We start from the raw sequence: 12,252 nt of genomic DNA on the forward strand, positions 1-12,252 counted from the left end.
TGGCTCACTATGTTAATTGATATCTTTCGTTTGATGCGTTCGATTCGTTTGATGCATTAGACAGGGCAGCCGCTGGTGACCCTTCTTGAGAGCTACCGTGAAACTCATCAATGAGGCCTTTTAGGCGCTGAGCCTGTAACGACAGTTCCTTGGTAGCACTCGCCGCTTCACTGACCAAGCCAGAATTTTGTTGCGTCACCGAATCCATCTGCGTTACCGCCCGGTTGATCTCGTCAATACCGTTGGTCTGCTCGCCAGACGCTTGGCTGATTTCGCTAATACGCGCGGTAACCTCTTCTATCGCCACCACAATGTCTTTCATGGCGGATTCAGCCGCTTGAGCGTAGCCACTGCCTGTCTTGATCTGCTCGGAGGTGGTTTTAATCAGCCCATTAATGTTTCTGGCAGAAGTGGCGCTGCGTGACGCCAGCTCACGCACTTCGCTTGCCACTACGGCAAAGCCACGCCCATGCTCACCAGCACGCGCTGCCTCTACCGAGGCATTGAGCGCCAGGATATTGGTTTGAAAGGCGATATTTTCAATCACATCAACAATCGAAGAGACTTCAACAGAACTTTCGTTGATCGCCTCCATGGATTGCGCGAGTTGCGATACTTGCTTTCCGCCTTGCCTCACTTTTTCCGCTGACTCTTTCACTCGCTGATCCGCCTCTTGAGCATTATCAGCATTTTGCTTCACCGTAGTGGCCATCTCTTCCATTGTGGAAGAGGTCTCTTGCAGAGAAGCCGCTTGCTGCTCGGTACGACTAGAAAGCTCGGTATTGCCCGCCGCAATTTCGGTTGATTCGCTGGCGATGGCTTCCGCCACACCGCGCACGTCGCCAAACAGGCGCTGCAACTTATCTGCATAGCGGTTAACAGCCCTGCGGAGTTCACCGATTTCATCGTCGCGGTAAATGGTCAGCTCACGACTGGATCCACCCTGGCCCAGTTGGTCAATTTGCCTAGTAGTGCTGCGAATCTGGCGCAACAACATACGTCCGCCCCACCAGCCCAGCGCAAGTAGTAGCGCCAACAGCGGTAAAATGAAGACCAGCAAGTCACGCGTTAAAGTACGCGCCAAGGCCGTTACCTGCTCGCTCGGCGTTACCAAACCAAGCGTCCAGCCTGTGTCCGGCATATCGAACAAGCGAATTGCCGCAGGCTTGTCTAATACACCTGCCGTTTCTACGCTAGCCTGTTCCCGACCAGCTTCAACGGCCTCTACAACAGGCTGCAGCCAGGGCATGTCACGCACGGCATCACCCAGGCCCTGCATCTCGTCCGACGCTTGCTCTACGCCAGGAAAATTAATCACGTTGTTGTCTTTATCCAGCACAAAGGCATAGCCACCCGTGCTGGCGCCGTTTTCAGCGAGAAACGAGGCAACACCATCCAGCTGCATATCAATCGTGGCCACGCCTGCAAAAGCATTATCGATGTAATAAGGCACGCTACAAGTCACCATCGCAACGCCAGTCGTCGGGTCACGATAGGCGGCGGACCATACGCACTGCCCCGGCGTCGCATCGCGAGCACTGCTATACCATGCTTCATCGTGATAAGGCGCCATATTGCTTGCGTTATAATCATCCAAGAACTCCAGCTCTCCCTGGGCATTGCGTGCCCAGAAGAAGCTATAGCGCTCAACATCCGGTGAAAATGCACCGGGTTCTGGCCAAATACCACCGCCGGCAATCGTTGCATTGCCATTATCATCAACCACGTTGGGCAAAGCCTCATGGTAAATGGCTTCTTCACGCGGTAGAGACTCAGCCAAGGCCGCCAAGCTCGAGGTATTGCCCTCGACCCTGGCTAATTGCCCATTGAGCGCATTTACAATCGAGTCCCCAGTACGCTCTATCAACGCCTCGCTTGCATCGATAACGAGCGGCTGGCCTCTCCATGCCATGACGCCGTAAATGCCTATGCCCATTAATAGCGTTAGCACCACCGCAGACAGCGTTAACTGTCGAGATATCGTGTTAATCACACCCCTCCCCCTTTGAATGTATATTTATTGCGTTTTTATTGTGTATGAAAACTTACAATCAACTTTAGGCAAATGCACACATCTATTGAACAACGCCTTTTAACGTTTTGTCAGCTTTTAACTACACCTCGATATCCGCGAGATTGCCGTAATCTTCCAGCCACTTTTTGCGATCACCGGCGCGCTTTTTGGCCAGCAGCATGTCCATCATTTCTTGAGTGCCGTCGCCTTCATCACGCGTTAGTTGCACTAGGCGGCGGGTTTCCACCGCCATGGTGGTTTCACGCAGCTGCAGCGGGCTCATTTCGCCCAGGCCTTTGAAACGCTGAACATTCGGCGTGCCGCGCTTTTTGGCAAGCTGCTTAAGAATCGCCGCTTTCTCGCTCTCGTCCAAGGCATAGTGGACTTCCTTACCCAAGTCGATGCGATAAAGCGGCGGCATGGCGACATACACATGGCCCGCGTCGACGAGACTTGGGAAGTGTTTGACGAACAGCGCGCACAAGAGCGTGGCAATATGCAGGCCGTCAGAGTCGGCATCGGCGAGAATACAAAGCTTGTGGTAACGCAGCTTCTCCAGATCTGCGCTACCGGGGTCGGCGCCAATAGCCACGGCGATATCGTGGACTTCCTGGGAGCTGTAGATATCGTGGGAGTCGACTTCCCAGGTGTTCAGAATCTTACCGCGCAGGGGCAAAATCGCCTGGGTTTCGCGGTTACGTGCCTGCTTGGCACTGCCGCCTGCCGAATCACCCTCCACCAGGAATAGCTCGCTCTGTGCCGGGTCTTGGCCCGAGCAGTCCGCAAGCTTACCGGGTAGCGCAGGCCCCGAGGTCACTTTCTTGCGGGCGACTTTTTTGGCCTTTTTCTGGCGCTGTTGGGCCGAGCTAATCACCAGTTCAGCCAAGGCTTCGGCCTGGTCGATATGATGGTTGAGCCACAGTGAGAAAGCATCTTTCACCACGCCGGAAACAAAGCCGGCAATGGTGCGCGAGGAGAGGCGCTCTTTGGTTTGCCCGGCAAACTGCGGGTCAAGCATTTTCACCGAGAGCACGAATGATACCCGTTCCCAGAGGTCATCAGCGGTGAGTTTGATCCCGCGAGGTAACAGGCTTCGGTATTCGCAAAACTCGCGCAGCGCCTCTAAGAGCCCGGCGCGAAAGCCGTTGACGTGGGTGCCGCCTTGCGGCGTGGGTATCAGGTTGACGTAGCTTTCCATCAGCGCTTCGCCGCCTTCAGGCAGCCACTGAATGGCCCAATCAACGCCGTGTTCATCGTCGCTAAAGTGGCCGACAAACGGCTCGCTGGGCAGCACCTCATAGCCATCGGTCGATTCAGCCAGGTAGTCGCGCAAGCCATCAGCATAGGCCCATTCGGTCTTGGTACCATCGGTCTCCACCAGCGTGACGGCAAGCCCGGGGCACAGCACCGCTTTGGCGCGGAGCAGGTGTTTTAAGCGGCTAATCGAGAGTTTAGGGCTATCGAAGTAGCTCTCATCGGGCCAGAAACGCACCAACGTGCCAGTGGTGCGCTTGGGCGCCTTGCCGATAGGGTGCAACTCTTCAACTTTTTCACCAAATTCGAAAGCCATGCCATGGCGTGCACCGTCGCGGGTGACTTCGACATCTAACCGGCGTGATAGCGCGTTAACCACCGACACCCCGACGCCGTGTAGGCCGCCGGAGAAACGGTAACTGGTGGCGGAGAATTTCCCTCCCGAGTGAAGCTTGGTAAAGATCAACTCCACGCCCGACACACCGTGCTCGGGGTGCATGTCGATGGGCATCCCGCGGCCGTTATCCTCTACTTCGATCGCACCGTCGCTTAACAGCACCACCGTAATGGCGTTGGCGTGGCCTGCCAGCGCCTCATCGACACTGTTATCAATCACTTCTTGCGCGAGGTGGTTAGGCCGCGAGGTGTCGGTGTACATGCCGGGACGTTTGCGCACCGGCTCAAGCCCCGACAAGACTTCGATGGAACTGGCGCCATACTGAGAGGCATCAAACTGGTTCATGTCGCGTCGTTTCCTGAAGGGTCAAAGCGAGCAAAAGGCAGATAGGATAGCGGAAAAGCAAACAGCTGTATATCCACCCACCCTGACGACCAGGGCTATCTACCAGAACTATCTACTCAGATTATCAATCAGCGCTATCAACTATCTTTCTCGACCGCCCAAAACGCTTCTATCAAGCCGCGTGTTGAGGTGTCCATGGGATCAAGGCTGCCTTCGTGGTCGAGGATTTTGTGCGTATCGGTGGCGATTTTCTTACCCAACTCCACGCCCCATTGATCGAACGGGTTGATGTCCCAGATTACCGCTTGCACAAAGACTTTGTGCTCGTAAAGCGCAATCAGCGCACCGAGCGTGGCGGGCGTAAGCTGGTCAAGCAGCACCGTGGAAGACGGCTGGTTGCCGCGATAACGCTTGTGAGCCGGGCGTGGACCATCGTCGTCTATCGCGTCGTCACCCAACATCAGCACCCGTGACTGGGCAAAACAGTTGGCCAGTGCAAGCTTATGCTGTGATTTCAAATGCCGGCGGGTTTCGGGGTCTGCCACGTCATCGTAACGCTTAAGCGGCGCGATGAAATCGCATTCCACCGGTTGCGTGCCTTGGTGCAGTAATTGATAGAACGCGTGCTGCGCGTTAGGGCCGAGTTGCCCCCACAGTACCGGGCAGGTGGAATAATCAATTGCTTGGCCCTGGCGCGTCACGGACTTACCGTTGGACTCCATTTCCAACTGCTCAAGGTAGGCGGCGAAATATTCCAGTCGCCCGTCATAAGGCAAAATCGAATGGGCGCGAATATCAAGAAAATTGACATTCCAGATACCCGCCAAGGCCAGTAGCACCGGCACGTTATCGGCAAGTGGCGCCTCTTGGAAATGACGATCCATGGTATGGGCGCCGGCAAGCAGTTCGCGGAAATTTGCCATACCAATCACCAGCGCAATCGGCAAGCCGATGGTGCCCCAGAGCGAGTAACGCCCGCCGACCCACTCCCAAAAGCGGAGCTGATGCGCGCTGGCAATGCCCCATTCGTTCATCTTTTCCGGGCAGGCGGAGACGCCGATAAAGTGCTGGCGCACCACCAGCTCGGCGCTAATCGGCGTCGCGCCTTGGCGCGTCAGCTGCGCCAATAGCCAGTCCCGCGCCGTGTTGGCGTTAGAAAGCGTATCGATCGTAGTGAACGATTTCGACGACAGCACAAAGAGCGTCGTTTCGGGGTTGAAGCGGCTTAAGTAGTCAGCCAGCTGCGAGCCGTCCATGGTCGAGGCAAAATGCACTTCCACCGGATACACATCGGCGGGGCGAAAATCCGCCAGCGCGTGCGTGACCATCAGCGGCCCCAGGTCCGAGCCGCCCACCCCCAGGTTCACCACATCCTTAATGGGTTTGCCGGTCGCTCCCCGCCACTGCCCGGCGTGAAGGCGGACCACCAACGCTTCCATCTGTTGAAGGCTTTCATGGACCGCCGCCACCACGTCCTCACCGTCTACCTTGAGCGTCGCCGCTTTAGGCAAGCGCAATGCCGTATGCAGCGCCGGGCGGTCTTCGCTGGTATTCACCCGTTGGCCGCTAAGTAACGCAGTGATCGCCTCTGGCACCGCCGACTCTTCTGCTAACGCGAGCAACTGCTGGAGTGTCTCTGCATCCCACCGCTGCTTGGAAAGATCCAGCGTCAGCCCCGCGACATCACGCGTGAAGGTGTTAAAGCGATTAGGGTCACGCGCAAAAAGCGTCTTTACATGCACTTTTTTTTGCGTCTCGGCATGGCGCTTAAGCGCTTGCCAGGCCGGCAGTCTATCGCGAGTCGTGGGTGTTGCGGTGGATGTTGCGGATGCCATGTGCCCTCTCCTGTGGCGTCGTGCTGTGCGGCCGGGCCTGTTCTGCTTCCCGCAGGGCGCGTAAACTATGGCCCTCTTTTTGCGATGAACCCGGCTTGCCCCATGAGTGATGCATCTTACCGCGACGCTATCTTTTCCACACCCCTTGATCGTGTCGCGCGCTTTTCCTTCGATGAGCAGGTAGTGGCCTGTTTCCCTGACATGATCCGTCGTTCAGTGCCCGGTTACGGGCAAATTCTGGGCATGCTAAGCCTCATTGCGCAGCGCCATTTACGCCACGGTGCGCACGTGTATGATCTAGGCTGTTCGCTGGGCGCCTCGGGCCTTGCACTCGCGGGCGCTTTGCCGCCTGAGGCGTTTCGCTACACCGGGGTGGACCTTTCCCCGGCCATGGTCGAGCGCGCGCGGCAGACCTTTCGTGAAGAGTGCCCTGAGCACGCCATGCAGGTGCAAGAAGCCGATATTCGGGAGCTTGATTACGCGCCATCGGGCATGATCATTCTCAACTTCACGCTGCAGTTTCTTCCCCCGGAAGATCGCGACGCCCTCCTCGCCACGCTCTATCACGCTCTGGAACCCGGCGGCGTGCTGGTACTCTCGGAGAAGACCGTCGACCTTGACGAACGCGACAATGCCTGGCGCGTCGAACGCTATCATGATTTCAAACGCGCTAACGGCTACAGCGATTTAGAAATCAGCCAGAAACGCACCGCGCTTGAGAACGTGCTCGTGCCTGATACGCTCGAAGCGCATCACGCGCGGCTAAAAAAAGCCGGGTTTGCGCGCTCGCTCACCTGGTTTCAGTACCTGAATTTTGCGTCCATGATCGCCTTCAAGGAGAGTTAAGGTGGCACACTCCAATACGCCTTTGCCCGACGACCACCGCATGCTCTACCAGGCTTTTCTTGATCAGGAGCTAACCGATTGGCTTGCCAAACTCCCCGAGCAACTTGCCAATGGGCTTGATCGCAAACGTCACGGTGACTTACCCATGTGGGAAAAAGCCGTGGCCAAGCTGCCCGAACTACCGGTCGGGCGCACTGTGCAGCTGGATCGCGATACCGTTACGGTCGACCTTAAACTGAGCGATAGCCAGCACCGCCAGTGCGAGAACCTGCTAAAAAAACTCGCGCCGTGGCGCAAAGGACCTTTTCAGCTTGGCGAGATTTTCATCGATACCGAGTGGCGCTCGGACTGGAAGTGGCAGCGCGTCGCCCCCCACCTGGCACCGCTTGAATATCGCAAGGTGCTGGATGTCGGCGGCGGTAGCGGCTATCACGCCTGGCGCATGGCCGGCGCCGGCGCCGATTTCGTTTTGGTGATTGACCCCTCGCCGCGTTTTTACTGGCAGTTTCACGCCGTGCGTCATTTCGTCGGCAACGCCGATGACTATCGCACGCACTTTCTGCCCGTCGGCATCGAGGACGTGCCGGAGAACTTGGGCTTTTTCGACACCGTATTCTCCATGGGCGTGCTCTACCACCGGCCGGCGCCGCTGGAGCACTTACAGCAGCTAAAAGCGGCCCTCGCCCCCGGCGGCGAACTGGTGTTGGAAACGCTCGTGGTGGAAGGCGACGAACAGACGGTACTGCTCCCCGGTGAGCGCTACGCGGCGATGCCCAACGTCTACTTTCTGCCCTCTTCCAAGGCACTTTGCCACTGGCTAGAACGCTGCGGTTTCAGCAACGTCCGCGTTGTCGATGAAGCCATCACTACGCTCGACGAGCAGCGCTCAACCGAGTGGATGACCTATCAATCGCTTATCGATTTTCTCGACCCAGCGGACCCCACCCGAACGATTGAAGGCTACCCTGCTCCACGCCGCGCAGTCGTCATGGCGAATAAGCCGGGGTAAGTAAGTTACCTTCTCAGGATCACCAACCAGCGGCCGAGGTTCATGACGCTGGCAAGCGACGCGGCGACGTAGGTGAACGCGCAGGCGGTGAGCACATGGCGGGCACCGGGCATATCGTAAGGGGGAACATACTCTTTGAGCATCGGCAGTGCGCGATTGAAGCTGGCGTCAAACTCCACCGGCAGCGTGACCAAGTGCACCACGGCAGCAGTGCCGAAGCTTATCACCGCCATGCCCACCACCAGCGCCAGCCCGCCTGGCAGGCGAGTCAAAATAAACAGAAACGGCGCGGCCATCATCAGTATTGCCCCCACCTTCTCTGCTTTTTGGGCCAGCTTGACTAAGCGACTGCGAGCGATCAGCGGCGCATACCCCTGATGGTGTTGAATGGCGTGTCCGACTTCGTGAGCAGCCACGGTCACAGCGGTAAGCGAACGGCCATCGTAGTGCTCAGGAGACAAGCGCACACGACGCGCCTCAGGATCGTAATGATCTCCTTGTTCGGTGCGCTCGACTTTTACGCCTTCGATACCAAAGCGGCGCAATAGGTGATCGGCTAGCTCGGCACCGGTGCCGGGGTAATCCTTGCGCCCACGCGTGTGACGCTTTAACACCCATTTAGCCCAAAGGTTGGGCAGTACAAAAATAGCCAGCAAGAAAACGATCAGCACGACGATCATAGACAAAACGCTCCCGAATGCGGTTTACGCGCATTATGCCATGGGGTTATCCGCCACATCGCGCTTGACGGATTGCAATCCGCGCACCGAAATATGGCCGTTCTCATACGCATGCTCCGCCATTTTGATGCTATCGGCAGCAAGAATAAGATCACAAGAGGTGAGCGCAAGTTCACGCTGCAGCTTGTGTATCGCTGCCTCGCGCTGAGGGTCGCTCCCCACTTGGCGGATATAAATTGCGGCAATGCGATGAGGATACGCTTTAACAATGTCGGTATAGACTTCGGGATCGTGTTGGCCGCTATCACCGATAAGCACACAAGGCAAATCATCAAAGAGCGCCAGCATACGATCAATCAAATCACGCTTGTGGTCTTCAGCGCGACGCGGCAGAGGGTGACGCCAGGAAATCCCCCACTCGCGTAGAAACAAAATAGGCCCCACGGGAATACGGTTAAGCTGAAAGAAAGCTTCCAGCAGTTCATAAATGGCCCAAGGGCCGCGCGAGACGTAGAGAATAGGCCGTTCGGCTTTCCCACTTTCGCCGCGATGAAGCGCTTGATAGAGCGAGGCGACACCGGGAAACGCCGTGCGGCGGTGCGGCTTTTTCACAAACAGGCGATAAAGCATTTTGAGTTTCTCTGCCACGCCGGTAAACATCACCGTATCGTCGATATCGCTGATAATCAGCAAATCGGCCTCAGGTGGCGGCACAAACACTTCCACCTGCGTGCGAATAGGTGCCTCTCCTTTCGCTCTCACCCATATATCCGCTCGGTGCCATGACACATCGATAGGCAACGGATGCTCAAGCGACACGCGCACTTCAAAATAGCCATCACGATCCGTGACGACTTGATGCAGGTTCTCGCCTAAGTAAACTTCAACCCGAGTATCGGCAAGTCCGCGGCGGAAGATTCGCCGCGCCACGTCAGCGGTATCGCGAAAAAAACCCCAGCGTGGAATCGCACGCCCGAGCGGCGCTTGACGAAAAACACGCCCCATGACAAAGACTTCTTGTTGCGAGCCATAACCGCGGTAGGGGTGAACCACAATACCGCCGCGCCCTCGGTCCCGACGAATCGGGGAGGCCACCAAATGCAACAACCGTTTAATGAAATGCCACAGCATGCGTAGACTGTGCATCATACCCGCCTCCGTTGTTGCATTGATCACCTTCGGCCTTTCGACATAAAACGCCCTACCACAAACGTGTTCCGCTTTAAGGTACACGCTTTAAGGTAGGGCGTGAATGCGCTTTACGTCAGCCTAACGCTTTAATCATGCTGATTAGAGCAGCGAGCGAATATCTTTCGCCTCCCAGTGCGGGAAATGCTTGCGAACCAAGGCATTTAAGTCGCGCTCAAACGCCGCCCAATCGGTTTGTGGCGCTGTATCGTTAGCCGCGACGGCGTTGCGAATCATCCCCGCCCCCACCGTAACGTTAGTCAGCCGGTCGATGATAATAAAGCTGCCCGTACCCGGGCTTTGGCGATAATCGTCGACCGGAATTTCTGCCGTTAGCTCAACTTCGCAGCGGGCAATGGCGTTGAGCGAGAGCGAATCGCAGGCGTGCTTTTCCAACGTATTCACATCGGTTTGGTAATCGATATGGCGCACCTGGCCGGAAAGATCCCGCGTAGCAAGCTTGAAGTCATACAGCTTGCCGGGCGTTAGCACCTCATCGTGCATCCAGACGATATCGGCACTGAACGCGTTGGACAGCGGCACCGACTCATCCGCCGCAACAAGCCAATCCCCACGGGAAATATCGATCTCTTCATCCAGCGTCAACGTAATCGCCTGACCGGGATACGCCGCGGCCAAGTCGCCGTCAAACGTTACCACTCGCTCAACTGTGGCGATTTTCTGTGATGGCAGGGCTTTCACCCGCTGCCCGGGACGCACGACACCCGCAGCCAATGTGCCGCAATAACCTCGGAAATCAAGGTGTGGACGGTTAACGTACTGCACCGGAAGACGTAGGTTGGTTAGGTTCTTATCGCGACGAATCTCGACGTTTTCCAGCAGACTCAAAAGCGCCTCGCCAGCATAGCGCGAGTCATTAAAATACCAGGGGGTTTGTTCACTGGCGTTGACCACGTTATCGCCATCAAGTGCTGAAATGGGCACAAAGCGGATGTCGGTGGCGTTCAGGTTTTGCGCAAACGCCTGATACTCGTCCACGATTTCGTCAAAGCGGGCCTGGGAAAAGCCGACTAAGTCCATCTTGTTCACCGCGATGACCAAATGCTGAATGCCCAGCAGGTCGGCGATAAAGCTGTGGCGACGCGTTTGCGTCTGTACGCCATAACGGGCGTCGATCAAAATAATGGCCAAGCTCGCGTTCGAGGCGCCGGTCGCCATGTTACGAGTGTACTGCTCATGCCCTGGCGTATCGGCAATGATGAACTTGCGCTTTTCGGTCGAGAAAAAGCGATATGCCACGTCAATGGTAATGCCCTGCTCGCGCTCAGACTGCAGCCCGTCAACCAAAAGCGCCAGATCCACCGTGTCGCCGGTGGTACCGCTGGTTTTGGAGGCGGCAGTAATCGCGGCCAATTGATCCTCGAAAATCATTTTCGAGTCGTGTAACAACCGCCCAATCAGGGTCGATTTGCCGTCGTCGACGCTGCCGCAGGTAATAAAGCGCAGCAGGTCTTTGTTTTCATGCTCGTGCAGATACTGCTCGATGTTATCCGCGATCAATGTTGATTGGTGTGCCATATTAAAAATACCCCTCGCGCTTTTTACGCTCCATCGAGCCAGCCTGATCGTGATCAATCGCTCGACCGCTACGTTCTGACGTTTTAGTCAGCAGCATTTCCTGAATAATCTCGGGCAGTGTGGCAGCGCTGGACTGCACCGCTCCAGTGAGCGGATAACAGCCGAGCGTACGAAAGCGCACCCACTTCTCTTCGGGAACTTCATCTGGCGCTAGCGGCATACGCTCATCATCGACCATGACCTGCATACCATCGCGCTCGACCACCGGACGCGGGGCGGCGTAGTAAAGCGGTACGATAGGAATGTGTTCAAGATAGATATACTGCCAAATATCCAGCTCGGTCCAGTTGGAGAGCGGAAAAACGCGAATAGACTCGCCTTTGTTTATCTTGGCGTTGTAGATATTCCAAAGCTCCGGGCGCTGATTCTTCGGGTCCCAGCGGTGGTACTTATCGCGAAACGAGTAAACACGTTCTTTGGCGCGACTCGCCTCTTCGTCGCGGCGCGCCCCACCGAAGGCAGCATCAAACCCATGCTTATCGAGCGCTTGCTTAAGCGCCTGGGTTTTCATGATATCGGTGTACTTAGCACTGCCGTGATCAAAGGGGTTGATACCCGCCGCGCGCCCGTCTTCATTTGTGTGGACGATCAGCTCCATGCCCGCATCTGTAGCCATGCGATTGCGAAACTCGATCATCTCGCGGAACTTCCAGGTGGTGTCCACGTGCAAAAGCGGAAAGGGCGGCGTACCGGGGTAAAACGCTTTGCGCGCTAGGTGAAGCATGACCGAGGAGTCTTTACCGATGGAGTACATCATCACCGGGTTAGAAAATTCGGCCGCCACTTCGCGGATAATATGGATCGACTCCGCTTCTAACTGTTTTAAATGCGTTAAGCGAGCAGCATCGGGGGCAGTAAAAGCCGACGGTTCGACCTCATGCCGGGAGGCTACCTCTTGGGGGGAAACTTCAGAAAGCTGGACCATGTACCACTACCTCATCGCAAAACGCTATCGAATGCGATCAGGGTAACGCCGGCCAGATAATAACCCAAAAGAATTAATAACTATCTTTTTATTCCATTTTCTATTTTACGCTTACCCTAAGCTCTTCGAAAGGACAGCTTATCGAAGGGCCAGCGGGTAA

9 protein-coding genes are annotated in these 12,252 nt (G+C 56.3%); 2 read left to right on the top strand and 7 right to left on the bottom strand.

The genetic code is table 11. The annotated features are described in order from the left end of the window. Positions 1–7: 7 nt before the first annotated feature. The 3 genes from HZS81_RS00780 to pgi all read right to left on the bottom strand — a co-directional run bounded on the left by HZS81_RS00780 (position 8) and on the right by pgi (position 5,845). Positions 8–1,993: a methyl-accepting chemotaxis protein gene (locus tag HZS81_RS00780; RefSeq protein ID WP_179928653.1), complete on the bottom strand. Its 1,986-nt coding sequence runs from the start codon at positions 1,991–1,993 to the stop codon at positions 8–10. Between the two features lie 121 nt (positions 1,994–2,114). Further along, entirely contained in the window at positions 2,115–4,010 is a 1,896-nt protein-coding gene (gene parE / locus HZS81_RS00785; protein WP_179928654.1) for a DNA topoisomerase IV subunit B, read from the bottom strand. Positions 4,011–4,147: 137 nt separating this feature from the next. Next, a complete protein-coding gene (gene pgi, locus HZS81_RS00790; protein ID WP_179928655.1) occupies positions 4,148–5,845 on the bottom strand; it encodes a glucose-6-phosphate isomerase in 1,698 nt (565 codons plus the stop codon). A 102-nt stretch (positions 5,846–5,947) separates the two neighbouring features. Between pgi and cmoA the strand changes: the two genes are divergently transcribed. Both cmoA and cmoB read left to right on the top strand, forming a co-directional pair. Then, entirely contained in the window at positions 5,948–6,691 is a 744-nt protein-coding gene (cmoA, locus tag HZS81_RS00795) for a carboxy-S-adenosyl-L-methionine synthase CmoA (protein WP_179928656.1), read from the top strand. Positions 6,692–6,731: 40 nt separating this feature from the next. Next, on the top strand, positions 6,732–7,700 hold the full coding sequence (gene cmoB / locus HZS81_RS00800) for a tRNA 5-methoxyuridine(34)/uridine 5-oxyacetic acid(34) synthase CmoB (protein WP_179929008.1): 969 nt from the start codon (positions 6,732–6,734) through the stop codon (positions 7,698–7,700). A gap of 5 nt (positions 7,701–7,705) precedes the next feature. Here the strand turns inward: cmoB and HZS81_RS00805 are convergent, their stop codons facing one another. From HZS81_RS00805 to cysD, 4 genes are all read right to left on the bottom strand, one after another. Next, complete coding sequence (locus tag HZS81_RS00805; RefSeq protein WP_179928657.1) at positions 7,706–8,380, bottom strand: zinc metallopeptidase; 675 nt, start codon at positions 8,378–8,380, stop codon at positions 7,706–7,708. Positions 8,381–8,413: 33 nt separating this feature from the next. Beyond that, a complete protein-coding gene (locus HZS81_RS00810; protein ID WP_422141215.1) occupies positions 8,414–9,529 on the bottom strand; it encodes an App1 family protein in 1,116 nt (371 codons plus the stop codon). A gap of 141 nt (positions 9,530–9,670) precedes the next feature. Further along, the gene (gene cysN / locus HZS81_RS00815) at positions 9,671–11,107 is read right to left on the bottom strand and encodes a sulfate adenylyltransferase subunit CysN (protein WP_179928658.1); all 1,437 of its coding nucleotides are present in this window, start codon (positions 11,105–11,107) and stop codon (positions 9,671–9,673) included. A gap of 1 nt (position 11,108) precedes the next feature. Next, positions 11,109–12,092, bottom strand: coding sequence for a sulfate adenylyltransferase subunit CysD (gene cysD, locus HZS81_RS00820; protein ID WP_179928659.1), 984 nt, complete (start codon positions 12,090–12,092; stop codon positions 11,109–11,111). Between the last annotated feature and the right edge of the window lie 160 nt (positions 12,093–12,252).

Source organism: Vreelandella salicampi (genome assembly GCF_013415105.1).
In the GTDB taxonomy this organism is placed as follows: domain Bacteria; phylum Pseudomonadota; class Gammaproteobacteria; order Pseudomonadales; family Halomonadaceae; genus Vreelandella; species Vreelandella salicampi.

Excerpts from the sequence above, each read along its gene's own strand:
- cysN (WP_179928658.1), bottom strand. The coding sequence starts at position 11,107 with ATGGCACACCAATCAACATTGATCGCGGATAACATCGAGCAGTATCTG.
- parE (WP_179928654.1), bottom strand. The coding sequence starts at position 4,010 with ATGAACCAGTTTGATGCCTCTCAGTATGGCGCCAGTTCCATCGAAGTC.
- pgi (WP_179928655.1), bottom strand. The coding sequence starts at position 5,845 with ATGGCATCCGCAACATCCACCGCAACACCCACGACTCGCGATAGACTG.
- cmoA (WP_179928656.1), top strand. The coding sequence starts at position 5,948 with ATGAGTGATGCATCTTACCGCGACGCTATCTTTTCCACACCCCTTGAT.
- HZS81_RS00805 (WP_179928657.1), bottom strand. The coding sequence starts at position 8,380 with ATGATCGTCGTGCTGATCGTTTTCTTGCTGGCTATTTTTGTACTGCCC.
- cmoB (WP_179929008.1), top strand. The coding sequence starts at position 6,732 with ATGCTCTACCAGGCTTTTCTTGATCAGGAGCTAACCGATTGGCTTGCC.
- cysD (WP_179928659.1), bottom strand. The coding sequence starts at position 12,092 with ATGGTCCAGCTTTCTGAAGTTTCCCCCCAAGAGGTAGCCTCCCGGCAT.
- HZS81_RS00810 (WP_422141215.1), bottom strand. The coding sequence starts at position 9,529 with ATGATGCACAGTCTACGCATGCTGTGGCATTTCATTAAACGGTTGTTG.